The following is a 17,761-nucleotide window of genomic DNA, read 5'->3' as shown; positions in this document are numbered from 1 at the left end:
CCGGCGAAAGAGAAGTTTTATCGCGATCTGCAATCCTATCTGGAGCAGAGCCTGCTGGCAGATAAGCCGGTGCTGATTATGGGCGATATGAACATCAGCAGCACCGATCTCGATATCGGCATTGGCGAAGATAGCCGTAAACGCTGGTTGCGCACCGGCAAGTGCTCATTCCTGCCGGAAGAGCGCGAGTGGATGGATCGCCTGCTGAAATGGGGTCTGGTAGATACCTTCCGCGAAAAAAATCCTGAAGTCAGCGACCGCTTCTCCTGGTTCGACTATCGCTCAAGAGGCTTCGATGACAATCGCGGATTGCGTATCGATCTGCTGCTGGCCAGCCAGCCGCTGGCCGCGCGCTGCGTAGAGACCGGGATCGATTACGAAATCCGCAGCATGGAAAAACCGTCCGACCACGCGCCGGTCTGGTCAACCTTCCAGTTCTGACGCGCCGGCGTGGCGATGTGCCACGCCGCTTACTTCACGATTTTCCAGATCAGCGGATTGGTGCCGAGCACCTTTTCATCACGCGCGCACTGCAGCAGCACCCCTTCCGATTTCACCACCGCACCCTCGCTGTAACTACGGTTCTCAAAAATACAGCACTGCTGGCAGCTCGGCGCGCTTTGATTTTGCGTCCAGACTTCAGGCGGCATATCCACCACAACATCCGCATTGCCGCCAGCGCTATATTCCTGCTGATGCGAGTGCACAGGATTCGCCATCACCGAACCGCTTAACAGCGCCGCAATAACCCAAAAACCAGCGGAATAACGCATTACTCGCTCTCCTTCACTTTTCGTTTCGCCGTCCGTTTCGGACGTTTCTTCTGCCCTGAAGCGGGCAGCCCGCGAAAGGCCATCGCGCTGGGCTGCTGGCGCGCCTGATGGATTAGTTCGGTCAGCGTGCTGACTAACGGTTGCATAAACTCCTCATAGCGGCACGCCTTTTCGCTGATGCGCGTCAGGGTGGACTCCCACTGCGCCGTCATATCGGGACGCGCCGCCAGCTCCGGCAGCGAATGGATCAACGCCCGCCCCGCAGGGGTTGCGTTGATATAGCGCCCATTCTTTACCAGGAACGCGCGGCGGAACAGCAGCTCGATAATCCCGGCGCGCGTGGCCTCCGTTCCTAAACCATCGGTCGCACGCAGCACTTTCTTTAATTCTTTATCCTGTACAAAGCGGGCGATGCCGGTCATCGCGGACAGCAGCGTCGCGTCGGTAAACGGGCGCGGCGGCTGGGTCTGCTTCGCCAGTACCTCGCCACGCTCGCAGAGCAGTTCATCATTCTTCGCCACAACCGGTAGCGGCGTACCGTCATTCTCCTCGTCGCGCTCTTTGCTGCCCAGCAGCGCGCGCCACCCCGCCTCGGCAAGAAAGCGCGCTTTGGCGACAAACTTGCCGCCCGCGATATCCAGCTCGATCACGCATTTGCGAAAGACCGCGTCGGGACAAAACTGCATCAGATACTGGCGCGCGATCAGGGCATAGACGTTCTGCTCGTTCTCCGTCAGCCGCACCGCGCTGGCGCGGGCGGTAGGGATAATGGCGTGGTGGGCATCGACCTTTTTGTCATCCCAGCAGCGGTTACGGCGATCGGCGCTAAAGTCGTCCGGCGGCGTCATCGCGCCCGCATGCGCCTGAATCGCCTTCAGCACTGCGTGACGACCGGCGAAATGCTCTTCCGGCAGATAGCGGCAGTCAGAACGCGGATAGGTGATCAGCTTATGGGTTTCATAGAGCTTCTGGCAGGTATCCAGCACCGTTTGCGCGCTCAGTCCGTAGCGCTTCGCCGCCTCAATCTGCAGGCTGGAGAGCGAGAAAGGCAGCGGCGCGCCCTCGCCTTCGCGCTTATCGTTATAGCTGGTGACGAGAGCAGGCTGACCTGCGATGCGGGCGACAACGTGATCCGCCAGCGCGCGGTGCAGCAGACGCCCCTCCTCATCCTGCCAGGGTTCGCAGGCGTCGCTGGGCACCCAGCTGGCGACAAAGCGCTGCTGATCCGGCGTCACGATATGGGCTTTTACTTCGAAGTAATCCCTGGGAATGAAGTTCTCAATCTCTTCATCGCGGCGCACCACCAGGCCAAGAACCGGCGTCTGTACGCGGCCGACCGACAGCACGCCGTCATAGCCCGCGTTGCGTCCCAGCAGCGTCCAGGCGCGCGTCATATTAATGCCGTAGAGCCAGTCGGCGCGCGCACGCGCCAGCGCCGAGACGCACAGCGGAATAAATTCGCGGTTTTCGCGCAGGCGGCTTACTGCCCGCTCCACCGCCTGCGGATTGAGGTCATTAATCAGGCAGCGCTGGACGCGGCTGCGTTTTTCCGCCGGTAACTGCAGATAGTCCAGCACTTCATCCACCAGCAGCTGCCCTTCGCGGTCGGGGTCGCCAGCATGCACCACCTCGCTGGCCTGCTTTAGCAGCTTCTCAATCACCTTAAGCTGCTTTGCCACCGAGGGACGCGGCTGTAACTGCCATTTTTGCGGGATAATCGGCAGGTCAGCCAGCGACCAGCGTGCGTAGCGGCTGTCGTAGCTGTCCGGCTGCGCCTGCTCCAGCAAATGCCCGACGCACCAGGTAACGACCTGATCGTCGCCGCAGGAGATAAAGCCTTCGCCGCGACGGTGGGGTTTGGGCAACACATCGGCGATCGCGCGGCCAAGGCTGGGTTTTTCCGCAATAAACAAACGCATGGGTCAGAAAGATCCTTAACTTCAGGCTATGAGGGTCATTCGGCTAACGCGACAGAGGCGCTGCGCTATCTTAGACGTTTCCTGATACGGAGGTAAGCTCTGGCGGGCCACTTCTGGATCGGTCGCACAGGATCCGCGCAACCCGCTCAGCTGTCATATTACGAGAGGAACAGTCAGCTAGAAATAGCTGACGAAAGGCGTGGTGTCGGGATGAACCACGGTAGTGCTGGATTTTAACTGCGGCGTGCCAAGGTAGAGGAAGCCGACGATAGCGTCCTGTTCACGGCAGTTGAAAGCGCTGCGCACGCGCGCATTGTCGGTCCAGGGGCCGCTGCGCCAGATGCCGTTGAAGCCCTGCGCTGCCGCTGCCATCTGCATTGCCATCACCGCGCATCCTGCTGACACCACCTGCTCCCAGCGAGGCACCTTGGGATGCTCTTCGCAATGGGCGATAACGGTGATAATCATCGGCGCGCGGAACGGCGAGCGCGCGGCTTTATCAATCGCTTTATCATCCAGCTGCGCCTCGCGCGCCGCCTCTTCCAGCAGCGCGCTCAGACGATCGCGCCCTTCATTCTCAACGATCACGAAGCGCCACGGCTGCAGCGTGCCGTGATCCGGCGCGCGCATCCCGGCCCGGATAATGTTTTGCAGACTCTCGCCGGCAGGCGCCGGCTCGGTCAGACGCGATGCCGAGCGACGATTGACCAGTAATTCAAGTGCATCCATGGTTTTCTCCTGATGTCATAACGCGTTGGCTAATCCTGGCACAGGCTGATCTTTTGTAACAGTCCGCCGCGATTTCCTGCTGACATTTTCCACGCCGCTCTTTAGGATGAGGGCGTCATGGAAGGCGGAGCCGCGCGGCGACCGCTTTCCGCTAGCGAAAATGGAGAGTCTGATGCGCACATTGTGGCGAATTATTGCCGGTCTGTTCCGATGGACATGGCGAGTGCTGAATTTTATCAGGGAGTTTATTCTCAATCTGTTCCTGATCTTCTTAATTCTGGTTGGCGTCGGCATCTGGCTGCAGGTCAGCGGTTCCGGCAGCAGCTCAACGCCGCTGCAGCAAGGCGCGCTGAAGGTCGATCTTACCGGCGTGCTGGTAGATAAGCCTTCGGTCAGCAATAAGCTGAGCAAACTGGGACGTCAGCTGCTTGGCGCGAGCAGCGATCGCCTGCAGGAGAACTCGCTGTTTGATGTGGTCGATGCTATCCGTCAGGCGAAGAGTGATAAAAATATTACCGGCATGGTGCTGGATCTGCGCGAATTTGCCGGTGGCGATCAGCCCTCTCTGCAATATGTCGGCAAAGCGCTGCGCGAGTTCCGCGACAGCGGCAAGCCCATTTTTGCGCTGGGCGACAGCTATAGCCAGGCGCAATACTATCTCGCCAGCTACGCCAGCAAAATCTACCTTTCTCCGCAGGGCACCGTCGATCTACACGGCTTCGCCACCAACGGCCTCTACTATAAGACGCTGCTGGATAAGCTGAAGGTGAATTCCCACGTCTTCCGCGTTGGCACCTATAAATCAGCGGTCGAGCCTTTCCTGCGTGACGATATGTCGCAGGCGGCGCGCGACGCCGACAGCCGCTGGGTTGGTCAGCTCTGGCAGAACTACCTGAATACCGTGGCGGGCAACCGTCAGATTACGCCGGAACAGCTCTTCCCTGGCGCGGCGGCCGTTATCGCCGGGCTTGAGGCGGTGAACGGCGATACAGCCAAATACGCGCTGAATAACAAACTTGTGGATGTGCTGGACAGCCGCGCAGCGGCCGATCAGGAGCTGGTGAAAACCTTCGGCTGGGATAAAGCCAGCAACGACTATCACAGCGTCAGCATCTATGACTACAACGTTAAACAGCCGACCCAGCAGGATGGCAATATCGCGGTCGTGATGGCGAGCGGCGCGATTATGGACGGCGAGGAGACCCCCGGCAACGTCGGCGGCGATACCACCGCCTCGCAGATCCGCGATGCCCGTCTCGATCCTAAAATCAAAGCGATTATTCTGCGCGTCAACAGCCCTGGCGGCAGCGTAACGGCGTCTGAAGCGATCCGCGAAGAGCTGGCGGCGGCGCACGCGGCCGGTAAGCCCGTCGTCGTCTCTATGGGCGGCATGGCGGCCTCTGGCGGCTACTGGATCTCGACGCCAGCAGATTATATCGTTGCGAACCCCAGCACCCTGACCGGTTCAATCGGTATTTTCGGCGTGATCAATACGCTGGAAAACAGTCTGGACAGCATTGGCGTGCATACGGATGGCGTCGCCACTTCGCCGCTGGCGGACGTGGCCTCTACCAAAGCCTTGCCGACCGAGGTGCAGCAGCTGATGCAGCTGACGATTGAAAACGGCTACCGCAACTTCGTCGGTCTGGTCGCCGCATCGCGTCATAAAACGCCGGAGCAAATCGACGCTATCGCGCAGGGCCATGTCTGGACCGGCAGCGATGCGAAAGCCAACGGTCTGGTGGATGCGCTGGGCGACTTTGACGACGCCGTGAAAAAAGCGGGCGAACTGGCGAAGGTCGCGAAGCCGCAGCTTACCTGGTATCAGGATCAGCCCGGCATGTTCGATATGCTGCTTAACCAGGTCAGCGCCTCGGCGCAGGCTGTGCTGCCGACGACGCTGAAAGCCTGGCTGCCTGCGCCGATGCTGGATGTGATGAGCGCCATGAAGCAGCAGCCTGGCCTGCTGAATAACCTGAACGATCCGCAAAATCGCTATGCGTTCTGTCTGAACTGCGGCGAAGTGCGATAAAGCTCGCAGCCCGGTCGTTGACCGGGCTGCTTTTCCCCTGCTTTCCCCTTATACTGCGCGTTTTACGGCAAGTCTGAGTTTGTGATGCAAAAGAAAAATATCTATGTCGCCTATACGGGCGGCACTATCGGCATGCAGCGCTCTGCGCAGGGTTATATACCGGTCTCAGGTCATCTGCAGCAACAGCTGGCAAACATGCCGGAGTTCCACCGCCCTGAAATGCCCGATTTCACTATTCATGAATACGATCCGCTGATTGACTCCTCTGATATGACGCCTGAAGACTGGCAGTCGATCGCGGAAGATATTCGACAAAATTATGATCGCTACGATGGATTTGTTATTCTGCATGGAACCGATACCATGGCGTTCACCGCCTCTGCGCTATCGTTTATGCTGGAGAACCTGGCGAAGCCCGTAATCGTAACCGGCTCGCAGATCCCGCTGGCGGAGCTACGTTCCGATGGGCAGCAGAACCTGCTTAATGCGCTCTACGTTGCGGCGAATTATCCCGTTAACGAGGTATCGCTGTTTTTCAACAATCAGCTTTATCGCGGCAACCGCACGACTAAAGCGCATGCGGACGGCTTTAACGCTTTTGCGTCGCCGAACCTCTCTGCGCTGCTGGAGGCGGGCATCCATATTCGCCGTCTGAATACCCCGCCCGCACCGCAAGGCCAGGGTCCGTTGAAGGTGCATACCATTACGCCTCAGCCTATCGGGGTTGTCACTATTTATCCGGGTATTTCGGCGGATGTGGTGCGTAACTTTTTACGTCAGCCGGTTAAGGCGCTCATTTTGCGCTCCTATGGCGTCGGCAATGCGCCGCAGAACGCCGAGTTCCTTGCCGAGCTGCAACAGGCCAGCGAGCGCGGCATCGTGGTGGTTAACCTGACCCAGTGTATCTCTGGCAAGGTGAATATGGGCGGTTATGCGACCGGCAACGCCCTTGAGCATGCAGGCGTTATTAGCGGATTTGATTTAACGGTTGAAGCCGCGCTTACCAAGCTCCACTTTTTACTGAGTCAGGAGCTCTCCTGCGATCAGATTCGCGCCAGAATGCAGCAAAACTTGCGCGGTGAACTGACCGAAGACTAATTACGGAGCCACCTGTTATGAAGCAGGCCCTCATTATCATTGATATCCAAAACGACTTTTGCCCGGGCGGTCCGATGGCCGTGCACGAAGGCGATATGACCGTACCGGTCGCTAATCGCTATGCGCGGGAATTTCGCGCCCGAGGCGAATATGTGCTGGCGCTCCAGGACTGGCATCCGTCCAACCATGGCAGCTTCGCATCGGTGTCCGGCGAGCCGGTTTATACGCTGGGCGAACTGAACGGGCTGGCACAGATCTGGTGGCCGGATCATGGCATTCAGGGCTCTGCTGGCGCCGAGCTTCATCCCGGCCTCGATCGCAACCTGATCGACGCGGTGTTTCATAAAGGTCAGGATGTCGATGTTGACAGCTACAGCGCTTTTTTCGACAACGGTCATCGCCGCAAAACCGAACTGGACAGCTGGCTGCAGGCGCGCGGCATCACCCATCTGGTGATGCTGGGGATTGCAACGGACTACTGCGTGAAATACAGCGTGCTGGACGCGCTGGAGCTGGGCTACCAGGTGACCGTGGTGAAAGAAGGCTGCCGCGGCGTGAATCTCAGCCCGGAAGACAGCGATATCGCTTTCGCCCAGATGAAGGCGCAAGGCGCCGTACTGATTTAACTAAATACAATAAGGCCGACGCAACGTCGGCCTTATGCTTAGTGCAGGTTGATACGCGTAATCTCAGTGTCGATGCCGAACTCTTCCTTCAGCTCTCTCTTCGATTTCGTCACCATCTCGCCGCCTTTGCCGATAGTCATATGCTGCGGCGCTTCGTTATGGCGCGCCTGGTAGAGCATAACCAGTTGCATGCAGTTTTCACGTTGCTCCTGGGTCAGCGCCACACCGTCAGGCCATTTGCCGGTTTCTACCGCCGTCGCCAGGCGTTCATACACCTCTGGCGTCATAGCGTCGAGCATGGTTTCAAGCTGTTGCTTCATCTTTTACCCCTGCGTTTCGTCGCCCTGTTCGTCGGTGAAACTCAGCGACGCCGAGTTCACGCAGTAGCGCTCGCCGGTCGGCTGCGGGCCATCTGGAAAGACATGTCCCAGGTGGGCATCGCAGTTGTTGCAGCGGATCTCAATGCGGTGCATACCGTGAGAGTCATCTTCCAGGTAGCGAATCGCGTCGTCGCTGACTGGCTGATAGAAACTCGGCCAGCCGCAGCCGGAGTCATACTTTGTCTCCGAGAGAAACAGCGGCGCGTTGCAGACCAGACAGTGGTAGATGCCTTCCTGTTTATTATGCAGAAGCGCGCCGCTGAAAGGCGGTTCAGTGCCGCGATGCTGGGTAACATAGCGCTGCATTTCAGACAATTGCGCAATTTTTGCTTCGGATGCGGTTTCTTTAGCCATTTGAGTGGTTCCGGAGAGTGTCATTCTGAAAAAATCGACTAATATTCTAACAAACGAATAACATTGCCGGGGCTTTTTTCGTGCTTAGTCGTCAGACTTCTCTTTCGCAGCGTAGATTTGTGACCGCGATCACCTTTTGCTAATGCTATCCCTTTATATTCAGCTCTCGGGTTTTAGCATCATCTCAACACGTTTGTTGCGCAAGCGGTTGCGCAACAAATTATTCCTGTCATGCGGATTGACCTGTCGCAACTATTGACACGATTCCGCTTGACGCCTGGTAAGGTTTTTGTAATTTTACAGCCAACCTTTTATTCACTAACAAATAGCTGGTGGAATATATGACTATCAAAGTAGGTATCAACGGTTTTGGTCGTATCGGCCGTATCGTTTTCCGTGCTGCTCAGCAGCGTTCTGACATCGAAATCGTTGCGATCAACGACCTGTTAGACGCGGACTACATGGCTTACATGCTGAAATATGACTCAACGCACGGCCGCTTCAACGGCACCGTTGAAGTGCAGGACGGCGCGTTAATCGTTAACGGCAAAAAAATCCGCGTTACCTCTGAGAAAGACCCGGCTAACCTGAAGTGGGACGAAGTAGGCGTTGACGTTGTTGCTGAAGCGACCGGTATCTTCCTGACTGACGAAACCGCACGTAAACACATCACTGCTGGCGCGAAAAAAGTCGTTCTGACCGGTCCGTCTAAAGACGACACCCCGATGTTCGTTCGCGGCGCTAACTTCGACAAATATGCTGGCCAGGACATCGTTTCTAACGCATCCTGCACCACCAACTGCCTGGCACCGCTGGCGAAAGTTATCAACGACAAATTCGGCATCGTCGAAGGTCTGATGACGACCGTTCACGCGACTACCGCTACTCAGAAAACCGTTGACGGCCCGTCTCACAAAGACTGGCGCGGCGGCCGCGGCGCATCTCAGAACATCATCCCGTCTTCTACTGGCGCAGCGAAAGCCGTGGGCAAAGTCCTGCCGGAGCTGAACGGTAAACTGACTGGTATGGCGTTCCGCGTACCTACTCCGAACGTATCTGTGGTTGACCTGACCGTACGTCTGGAAAAAGCGGCTTCTTACAAAGAAATTTGTGAAGCGATCAAAGCTGCTGCAGAAGGCGAGATGAAAGACGTGCTGGGCTACGTGGAAGACGACGTGGTTTCTACCGATTTCAACGGCGAAGTGCTGACTTCTGTATTCGATGCCAAAGCAGGTATCGCGCTGAACGACAACTTTGTGAAACTGGTTTCCTGGTACGACAACGAAACCGGCTACTCAAACAAAGTTCTCGACCTGATCGCGCTGGTTGCTAAATAAGCATACCGGTCACGACAGACAATAAGGGCGACTTCGGTCGCCCTTTTTTATCGTAGCAACAGGAAGGATTCGGTTATGCAAGATAAAATTTTCTCCCTGCCGGTGGTGAAGCAAATTACCCCCTATCTCTCGCAGCGCCAGCTTGGCGATTTGCCGGTTATCGTGGTGAGCCATCCCCAGGTTCGTGCTGCGATAACCCTCCAGGGCGCGCATCTGATCGCCTGGCAGCCGAGCGGTGAAAAGCCGGTTATCTGGCTGAGCGAAAAATCGCTTTTTTCAGCGGGTAAAGCCATTCGCGGCGGCGTACCAATTTGCTGGCCGTGGTTTGGCCCGGAAGGCGAACCGGCCCACGGTTTCGCCCGTAATCAGCCCTGGACGCTCTCGGCACACGATGAAAATGACGAGAACGTGATGCTGACGTTTGTGCTGGAAAGTACGGCGCAGACGAAAAAGCTATGGCCGCATGACTTTACCCTTTTCGCCCGTTTCCGCCTGGGCAAGCATTGTGAAATCGAGCTTGAAGCACACGGCGACTTTACCGCTACCGGCGCGCTGCACACCTATTTCCAGGTGGCCGATATCTCTGGCGTTGAGGTGAGCGGACTGGGCACACGCTTTATTGACAAGGTGGACAATAACAGCGAACAGGTCTCGAGCGGCAAACAGACCTACCCAGGGCGCATTGACCGTGTCTTCACGCAGCCGGAAGATTGCTCGCTGATTCACGATAAGCAGGGACAGCGCATTATCGAGGTCTATCACCATCATCACAGCGATGTGGTTACCTGGAATCCAGGCGTTGAACTCTCCTGCAGCATGGGGGATATGGCGAATGACGGCTATAAGACTATGGTTTGCGTAGAGACGGCGCGAATCAATAAGCCGATGCGCAGCGCAGGTGAAAAACCGGCGCGGCTGGCGACCACTTTCCGCCTGCGGCAAAAAGCTTAAAATCTTTCAGGCAAGTCTGGAAGCTAAGGAGTGGGTGACACGGACTGAAGAGCAAAGCGTCCCGCGCCAGGGATGGCGCGGGCCGAGCGGGCAAGGATGCCTTGAGCGACTTTGCGATCGGTCCGTGTCATCCACGACAGCCCTGTACCGGCAGAAATTATGCTTTTGCCTGAACTTTACACCACATCCAGCGCCAGCTTATGTTGCGGCGGCGGAAAGGCCTGGTTGATGCGCGCCAGCTCTTCATCGCTCAGCCTGATCTGCAGCGCGGCCGCATTCTCCTGAACATGCGCCAGCGAGCTGGCCTTGGGAATCGCGATAACACCCTCGTTACGGATAACCCACGCCAGCAACAGCTGCGCTACGCTAATGCCCTTCTGTTGTGCAATCTCCAGCAGCGTAGCGTCAGAGAAGAGTGCCTGACGCAGCCTTCCCGCCTGCGCCAGCGGACAATAGGCCATCACCGGCATTTGATGTTGCTGACACGCCGGCAGGAGATCGAATTCAATTCCGCGCGAAGCGAGATGATAGAGCACCTGATTGGTGGCGCAGGCTGCGCCGCCCGGCTCGCTCAGCAGCTCCTGTAAGTCGTCGACGTCAAAATTAGAGACGCCCCAGCGCAAAATTTTGCCCTGCTGCTGTAGACTCTCCATCGCGCGGATCGTCTCCTCAAGCGGCACATTGCCCCGCCAGTGCAGCAGATAAAGATCCAGCCGGTCTGTGCCGAGCCGCTTCAGGCTGCGCTCGCAGGCATCCACCGCATCCACTTCGCTTGCGTTCCATGGATAGACTTTAGAGACGACAAAAGCGCTGTCGCGTCGTCCACGCAGCGCCTCGCCCACGACCTCTTCCGCCCCGCCTTCCGCGTACATCTCCGCCGTGTCAATCAGGGTTAATCCTGCATCCAGCCCCGCCTGCAGCGCAGCGACCTCTTCACGGCGACGCGCGGCTTCCTCGCCCATATACCAGGTGCCCTGACCAATAGCGGGTAGTCGTGTGTGGTCATCAAAAGCGATCGCTTTGTCCATCTTTTACTCCTGCATCGAATCAGGGCACCAGAATGGTGCCATGGTTAAAATTCCGCCCCATAACGGTGACGTCAGAAGGTATAGCTGATACCTGTCCAGAGCGTGGTCTGCCCGCTTTTGTCGATCATCGGGCTGTCTTTGATCTCGCTATCGAAGCGGGTATAGCGGCCCACCAGGCTGGCGTTCCACTGTGGCGAAATTTGATAGCTTGCGCCCAGCTCGACGTAAGGCGACCAGCTGTCGTCAGGCTGATAGCGGTTAATGCCGGTACGCGCAGCTTCATGGCTGGAGACGCCATAATAGTAGCGGTTCTGATTTGCGCTGTTCCACATGGCGCCAATGCCAGGCGTCAGGCTAAAGTCGCCGAACTCGAAGCGATAGAGGTAGGTCAGATCCCAGATAATGCCGTTGCTGTTGTTCAGCACATCGCCCAGCAGCGCCGTACGAAGGATGCCCCAATCTGCCATATGGCTGTAGGTGGCGCCGCCCATCAGCGTCATACGACGCTTATCGAGGTCTTTCATATCGCCCAGATCGTTATCGCCCGGATCGTACTCCTGCGGCGAACCCAGCAGCGTCAGCGAGAGCTGGTTTTGCGGATCCTTCCACAGGTAATAGCCGCCCTGCAGGCTGTGGAACCAGAAGTTATCGCCTTCATAATTGATAACCGGAAGCGGTAAATAGCGATCCTGTCCGCCACGATAGGGAGACTGGGCGTAAATCACTGATGCGCCTAAAGAGAAGGTTTCAGCAGCAGCGGTATTAGCAAAAAAAAGAGCACAAATAATCGCGCCAGGCGCTTTAAGTTTGAAATGGTTCACAATTTATTTCTTCCATAAATATAAAAATCACTACGAAGTTTAACGATTTTTGCTCGCCTGTTTAACCATTATCTGAGGTGCTCTTTTGCAGAGCGGCTGAAAGCGGCACATCTGCCGGATTCTACTCTCTTTTCCCTTTGGTTGACGCAAGCCTGGCTTTGCAACAATCTGACTTTGTTATTGATATATCGCCAGATAACAAAATTATGCGGAGGAAATTTCCTAAATGCCTTCTACAGTTAAGAGTAAGCCGTAAGACTTTATACGAGCAGAGTGACCATAAGAAGTGTGTACCCCGATAACAATACATCAGGTTGGCATAAGGGTTGCTGTACTCAAATGAGAATATCTTCCGGGAGCTGCATGAGCCTTTAATTACGCTCCTTTACCTGTGCTAAAAATGAAAGGACGGGCATCGCTATGAATATATTCGATCACTATCGTCAGCGTTATGAAGCTGCCAAGGACGAAGAGTTCACACTGCAGGAATTCCTTGCTGTCTGTAAGCAGGATCGCAGTGCATACGCCAACGCCGCAGAGCGACTTTTAATGGCTATTGGTGAGCCAGTAATGGTCGATACTGCGCAGGAGCCACGCCTTTCCAGAATCTTCTCTAACCGTGTGATTGGCCGCTACCCGGCCTTCGAAGAGTTCTATGGCATGGAAGAAGCTATAGAGCAGATCGTTTCCTATCTGAAACATGCCGCTCAGGGTCTGGAGGAGAGAAAACAGATCCTCTATTTACTGGGGCCGGTAGGCGGTGGTAAATCATCGCTGGCGGAGCGTCTGAAAGCGCTGATGCAGCGCGTGCCGATTTACGTTCTGAGCGCCGACGGCGAACGCAGCCCGGTTAACGATCATCCGCTCTGCCTGTTTAACCCGCAGGAAGACGCCAACATTCTTGAAAAAGAGTACAACGTGCCGCGTCGTTACTTAGGCACCATTATGTCCCCCTGGGCCGCTAAACGGCTGCATGAATTCGGCGGCGACATTACTCGCTTCAAAGTTGTGAAAGTCTGGCCGTCGATTCTTGAGCAGCTGGCAATCGCGAAAACCGAACCTGGCGACGAAAACAACCAGGATATCTCCGCGCTGGTGGGTAAAGTGGATATCCGCAAGCTTGAAAACCATGCGCAGAACGATCCCGATGCCTATGGCTATTCCGGCGCGCTGTGCCGCGCCAACCAGGGCATTATGGAATTCGTCGAGATGTTTAAAGCGCCGATTAAGGTGCTGCATCCCCTGCTGACGGCGACGCAGGAAGGCAACTATAACGGTACGGAGGGGATCTCCGCGCTGCCGTTTAACGGTATTATCCTGGCGCACTCCAACGAATCGGAATGGGTCACCTTCCGCAACAACAAAAACAACGAGGCGTTCCTTGACCGTGTCTATATCGTCAAGGTGCCTTACTGCCTGCGGGTTTCTGAAGAGATCAAAATCTACGAGAAACTGCTTAACCACAGCGAGCTGGCTACCGCGCCCTGCGCGCCCGGCACGCTGGAAACGCTGGCCCGCTTCTCTATTCTGTCGCGCCTGAAAGAGCCGGAAAACTCCAGCATCTATTCAAAAATGCGCGTTTATGACGGCGAAAGCCTGAAGGACACCGATCCTAAAGCCAAATCCTGGCAGGAATATCACGACTACGCGGGCGTGGATGAGGGTATGAACGGCCTCTCGACCCGCTTCGCGTTTAAAATTCTGTCGCGCGTCTTTAACTTCGACCATACCGAAGTGGCGGCGAACCCGGTTCATCTCTTCTATGTGCTGGAGCAGCAGATTGAGCGTGAACAGTTCCCGCAGGATCAGGCTGAGAAGTATCTGGAGCACCTGAAGGGCTATCTGATTCCGAAATACGCCGAGTTTATCGGCAAAGAGATTCAGACCGCCTATCTGGAGTCCTACTCTGAATATGGCCAGAACATCTTTGACCGCTATGTGACTTACGCCGATTTCTGGATTCAGGATCAGGAGTACCGCGATCCCGATACCGGACAGCTGTTCGACCGCGAGTCGCTGAATGCGGAACTGGAAAAAATCGAGAAACCGGCCGGGATCAGCAACCCGAAAGATTTCCGAAACGAGATTGTGAACTTCGTGCTGCGCGCGCGCGCGCAGAACAACGGTCGCAATCCTAACTGGACCAGTTACGAGAAGCTGCGCACCGTGATTGAGAAGAAAATGTTCTCTAACACCGAGGAGCTGCTGCCGGTTATCTCGTTCAATACCAAAACCTCCACGGATGAACAGAAAAAACACGACGATTTTGTCGATCGCATGATGGAGAAAGGCTATACCCGCAAGCAGGTGCGTCTGCTGTGCGAATGGTATCTGCGCGTGCGCAAATCGTCATAATCACACCGCGTAAGCACGTTGATGCGCTGGCATTAATACCCATAAGGTCGGGCCGTAGCCCGACCTGCTTACAACGTTTGGGGGAGTTTTATGGCCTACTTCATCGATCGGCGACTCAACGGCAAGAATAAAAGCGCAGTCAACCGACAGCGCTTTTTGCGCCGTTACAAGTCGCAAATCAAACAGTCTATCTCGGAGGCCATCAATAAGCGTTCGGTAACCGACGTTGAAAGTGGCGAATCCGTCTCGATTCCCGTTGATGATATTAACGAACCGATTTTCCATCAGGGACGCGGCGGCAGTCGCCATCGCGTTCATCCGGGCAACGACCACTTTGTGCAGAACGACCGTATCGAGCGGCCTCAGGGCGGCGGCGGCGGCGGCGGTCAGGGCAACGCCAGCCAGGATGGCGAAGGCCAGGATGAGTTTGTTTTCCAGATCTCCAAAGATGAGTATCTCGACCTGTTGTTTGAGGATCTGGCGCTGCCGAATCTGCGTAAGAACCAGCATCGTCAGCTCAACGAATATAAAACTCATCGCGCTGGCTACACCTCTAACGGCGTGCCCGCCAATATCAGCGTGGTGCGCTCGCTGCAAAACTCGCTGGCGAGGCGAACCGCGATGACCGCAGGCAAGCGGCGCATGATGCATGAACTGGAGGAGGCGCTGACGGCGATAGAAAAAGCGGAGCCGGCGCAGCTGCTGGAAGAGGAGCGTTTGCGCAAAGAGATTGCCGAACTGCGCGCGCGCATCGAGCGGGTGCCCTTTATTGACACCTTCGACCTGCGCTACAAAAACTTTGAAAAACGTCCTGAACCCTCCAGCCAGGCCGTAATGTTCTGCCTGATGGACGTCTCTGGATCGATGGATCAGGCGACAAAGGATATGGCGAAGCGCTTCTATATCCTGCTCTATCTCTTCCTGAGCCGGACCTATAAAAACGTGGATGTGGTTTATATTCGCCACCATACGCAGGCGAAAGAGGTCGATGAACAGGAGTTTTTCTATTCGCAGGAAACGGGCGGCACTATCGTCTCCAGCGCCCTGAAGCTGATGGATGAGGTAGTTAAGGAGCGCTACGACCCGGCACAGTGGAACATCTATGCGGCGCAGGCGTCAGATGGCGACAACTGGGCGGATGATTCGCCGCTTTGTCACGAAATTCTGGCGAAGAACATTCTGCCGGTGGTGCGTTACTACAGCTATATCGAGATCACCCGGCGCGCGCACCAGACATTGTGGCGCGAGTATGAACATCTGCAGTCGGTGTTTGATAATTTCGCCATTCAGCATATTCGCGAGCCGGAAGATATTTATCCGGTGTTTCGCGAGCTGTTTCACAAACAGGCAGCCGAAGCCTGATGCTCTGAGCCGGTCTATGACCGGCTTTTTATTTGATCGCACGAATATCTGCTAAAATACCCGCCATTAATCCCCTTGACGAACAATGCCTTTTTTTTGCACATTAAGCCTCAGCTTAAACAGGAAAATCAATTCGTATAATTAAAGTTAACGAGATGACAACTTACTGATTATAGATGTTCTTTTTCAGATGCCCGGCCATTCCCCGCGCCAGCCTTCTTATGATTGTCGTAACCGCAGGAGAGCACATTGAACCACAACATTGTCTATAGCCTTTTTATCATCGGTTCTGTGCTGGTTGCGTCGAGCATCTTACTCAGTTCTTTCTCTTCGCGGCTCGGTATTCCGATCCTGGTAATCTTTCTGGCTTTAGGCATGCTGACGGGCGTCGACGGCATCGGCGGCATCGCCTTTGACAACTACCCCGCCGCCTATCTGATTTCTAACCTGGCGCTGGCCGTGATCCTGCTTGACGGCGGTATGCGCACCAAAGCCAGCTCCTTTAAGGTTGCCCTTGGCCCGGCGCTCTCGCTGGCCACGGTCGGCGTCATGATTACCGCTGGCCTGACCGGCCTGGCCGCTGCCTGGCTGTTCCGTCTCGATTTGATGCAGGGGTTTCTTATTGGCGCGATCATCGGTTCTACCGACGCGGCTGCCGTTTTCTCGCTGCTGGGCGACAAAGGCCTGAACGAACGCGTCAGCTCTACGCTGGAGATTGAATCGGGCAGTAACGATCCTATGGCAGTGTTCCTGACCATTACCCTGATTGAGATGATCCAGAAAGGGGAAACCGGACTCGACTGGATGTTTCTGGTGCATCTGGTGCAGCAGTTCGGTCTGGGCATCGTGCTGGGGCTGGGTGGCGGCTGGGCGCTGCAGCAGCTTATTAACCGTATTAGCCTGGCACCCGGACTCTATCCTCTGCTGGCGCTGAGCGGCGGCATTCTGGTGTTCGCTCTGACCACAATGCTGGAAGGCAGCGGCATTCTGGCGGTTTATCTCTGCGGCTTCCTGCTCGGCAACAGACCGATTCGTAACCGCCACGGAATTTTGCAGACCTTCGACGGTATGGCCTGGCTCAGTCAGATTGGCATGTTTATCGTGCTTGGCCTGCTGGTGACGCCTTCTGATTTGTGGCACATCGCGGTACCGGCGATGATCCTGTCGCTGTGGCTGATCCTGGTGGCGCGCCCCCTGTCGATTCTGGTGGGCCTGCTGCCGTTCCGCGGCTTTACCGGACGTGAGCGTATTTTTATTAGCTGGGTCGGCCTGCGCGGCGCGGTACCGATTATCCTCGCGGTCTTTCCTATGATGGCTGGCCTGGAAAACGCTTCGCTCTACTTTAATATTGCCTTCTTTGTGGTGCTGGTGTCGCTGATGCTGCAAGGCACGTCGCTTGGCTTTGCGGCGAAAAAGGCGCGCGTGGTGGTGCCACCAACGGCGTCCCCCATTAGCCGCGTCGGGCTAGATATCCATCCGGAAAATCCCTGGGAGCAGTTCGTCTATCAGCTCAGCGCCGACAAATGGTGCGTCGGCGCGGCGCTGCGCGATTTACAGATGCCGCGCGAAACCCGTATCGCCGCGCTGTTCCGCGATAATGCGCTGATGCACCCTAACAGCAACACGCGCCTGAAAGAGGGCGATGTTATCTGTGTTATCGGCCGCGAACGCGACCTCCCCGCGCTGGGTAAAATGTTCAGCCAGTCGCCGCCTGTCTCGCTGGATCAGCGCTTCTTCGGCGACTTTATTCTTGATGCTGAAGCGCGCCTGCGCGATGTCGCGCAGATTTACGGGCTGGAGCTGGGAGAAGACACCAACGATCAGCAATCGCTCGGCCAGCTGATAATGAGCCTGCTCGGCGGAACGCCGGTGGTTGGCGACCATGTGGAATGGAACCACCTTACCTGGACAGTGGCGGAAAAAGAAGATAACCGCATCGTTAAAATCGGCGTGCGCGTCGCTGAAGAGCGAGAATAATCCGAGACGCTACGGCTCG

General features: G+C 56.2%; 16 protein-coding genes. 9 read left to right on the top strand and 7 right to left on the bottom strand.

Annotated features, from left to right (window positions below):
- Window positions 1-441: exodeoxyribonuclease III (locus B3797_RS10700; RefSeq protein WP_311791065.1), on the top strand; the 441-nt coding region annotated here is incomplete at its 5' end.
- Window positions 442-470: 29 nt separating this feature from the next.
- Here B3797_RS10700 and B3797_RS10695 read toward each other — a convergent pair.
- The 3 genes from B3797_RS10695 to B3797_RS10685 all read right to left on the bottom strand — a co-directional run bounded on the left by B3797_RS10695 (window position 471) and on the right by B3797_RS10685 (window position 3,421).
- Entirely contained in the window at window positions 471-773 is a 303-nt protein-coding gene (locus tag B3797_RS10695) for a YnjH family protein (protein WP_409373228.1), read from the bottom strand.
- The gene (locus tag B3797_RS10690; protein WP_311791064.1) at window positions 773-2,692 is read right to left on the bottom strand and encodes a DNA topoisomerase III; all 1,920 of its coding nucleotides are present in this window, start codon (window positions 2,690-2,692) and stop codon (window positions 773-775) included. Before B3797_RS10690 ends, B3797_RS10695 begins: the two co-directional genes overlap by 1 nt.
- 177 nt (window positions 2,693-2,869) lie before the next feature.
- On the bottom strand, window positions 2,870-3,421 hold the full coding sequence (locus B3797_RS10685; protein WP_311791063.1) for an NAD(P)H nitroreductase: 552 nt from the start codon (window positions 3,419-3,421) through the stop codon (window positions 2,870-2,872).
- 172 nt (window positions 3,422-3,593) lie between these two features.
- Between B3797_RS10685 and sppA the strand changes: the two genes are divergently transcribed.
- From sppA to pncA, 3 genes are all read left to right on the top strand, one after another.
- On the top strand, window positions 3,594-5,453 hold the full coding sequence (gene sppA, locus B3797_RS10680; protein ID WP_311791062.1) for a signal peptide peptidase SppA: 1,860 nt from the start codon (window positions 3,594-3,596) through the stop codon (window positions 5,451-5,453).
- An 84-nt stretch (window positions 5,454-5,537) separates the two neighbouring features.
- Complete coding sequence (ansA, locus tag B3797_RS10675; protein WP_311782274.1) at window positions 5,538-6,551, top strand: asparaginase; 1,014 nt, start codon at window positions 5,538-5,540, stop codon at window positions 6,549-6,551.
- A 17-nt stretch (window positions 6,552-6,568) separates the two neighbouring features.
- Window positions 6,569-7,177, top strand: coding sequence for a bifunctional nicotinamidase/pyrazinamidase (pncA, locus tag B3797_RS10670; protein ID WP_311782275.1), 609 nt, complete (start codon window positions 6,569-6,571; stop codon window positions 7,175-7,177).
- 38 nt (window positions 7,178-7,215) lie between these two features.
- On the opposite strand, the gene B3797_RS10665 is transcribed toward pncA, so the two are convergent.
- Window positions 7,216-7,497, bottom strand: coding sequence for a YeaC family protein (locus tag B3797_RS10665; RefSeq protein WP_311791061.1), 282 nt, complete (start codon window positions 7,495-7,497; stop codon window positions 7,216-7,218).
- Between the two features lie 3 nt (window positions 7,498-7,500).
- Entirely contained in the window at window positions 7,501-7,911 is a 411-nt protein-coding gene (gene msrB, locus B3797_RS10660) for a peptide-methionine (R)-S-oxide reductase MsrB (protein ID WP_311782277.1), read from the bottom strand.
- Window positions 7,912-8,252: 341 nt separating this feature from the next.
- Here msrB and gapA point away from each other — a divergent pair, with 341 nt between their 5' ends.
- Window positions 8,253-9,248 (top strand): glyceraldehyde-3-phosphate dehydrogenase, encoded by a 996-nt coding sequence (gene gapA, locus B3797_RS10655; RefSeq protein WP_120453972.1) that lies wholly within the window; start codon window positions 8,253-8,255, stop codon window positions 9,246-9,248.
- A 75-nt stretch (window positions 9,249-9,323) separates the two neighbouring features.
- Window positions 9,324-10,199, top strand: coding sequence for a D-hexose-6-phosphate mutarotase (locus B3797_RS10650; RefSeq protein ID WP_311782278.1), 876 nt, complete (start codon window positions 9,324-9,326; stop codon window positions 10,197-10,199).
- A 176-nt stretch (window positions 10,200-10,375) separates the two neighbouring features.
- Here B3797_RS10650 and B3797_RS10645 read toward each other — a convergent pair whose 3' ends face one another.
- The gene (locus B3797_RS10645; protein ID WP_311791060.1) at window positions 10,376-11,227 is read right to left on the bottom strand and encodes an aldo/keto reductase; all 852 of its coding nucleotides are present in this window, start codon (window positions 11,225-11,227) and stop codon (window positions 10,376-10,378) included.
- A gap of 71 nt (window positions 11,228-11,298) precedes the next feature.
- Window positions 11,299-12,048, bottom strand: a complete 750-nt coding sequence (locus tag B3797_RS10640) for a MipA/OmpV family protein (RefSeq protein WP_409373230.1) — start codon at window positions 12,046-12,048, stop codon at window positions 11,299-11,301.
- 420 nt (window positions 12,049-12,468) lie between these two features.
- Here B3797_RS10640 and yeaG point away from each other — a divergent pair, with 420 nt between their 5' ends.
- The 3 genes from yeaG to B3797_RS10625 all read left to right on the top strand — a co-directional run bounded on the left by yeaG (window position 12,469) and on the right by B3797_RS10625 (window position 17,742).
- Window positions 12,469-14,403 carry a protein kinase YeaG gene (yeaG, locus tag B3797_RS10635; RefSeq protein ID WP_311782280.1) on the top strand — a complete coding sequence of 645 codons (1,935 nt, stop codon included), beginning with the start codon at window positions 12,469-12,471 and terminating at the stop codon, window positions 14,401-14,403.
- A gap of 90 nt (window positions 14,404-14,493) precedes the next feature.
- Entirely contained in the window at window positions 14,494-15,765 is a 1,272-nt protein-coding gene (locus B3797_RS10630) for a YeaH/YhbH family protein (RefSeq protein WP_311791059.1), read from the top strand.
- A 249-nt stretch (window positions 15,766-16,014) separates the two neighbouring features.
- Window positions 16,015-17,742, top strand: coding sequence for a potassium/proton antiporter (locus tag B3797_RS10625; protein WP_311782281.1), 1,728 nt, complete (start codon window positions 16,015-16,017; stop codon window positions 17,740-17,742).
- Window positions 17,743-17,761: the final 19 nt, after the last annotated feature.

Source organism: Pantoea sp. UBA5923, assembly GCF_002431095.1.
Taxonomy (GTDB): domain Bacteria; phylum Pseudomonadota; class Gammaproteobacteria; order Enterobacterales; family Enterobacteriaceae; genus Pantoea; species Pantoea piersonii.
Note: the sequence above shows the minus strand (reverse complement) of the source record. Positions and strands in the feature narration are given on the sequence as shown.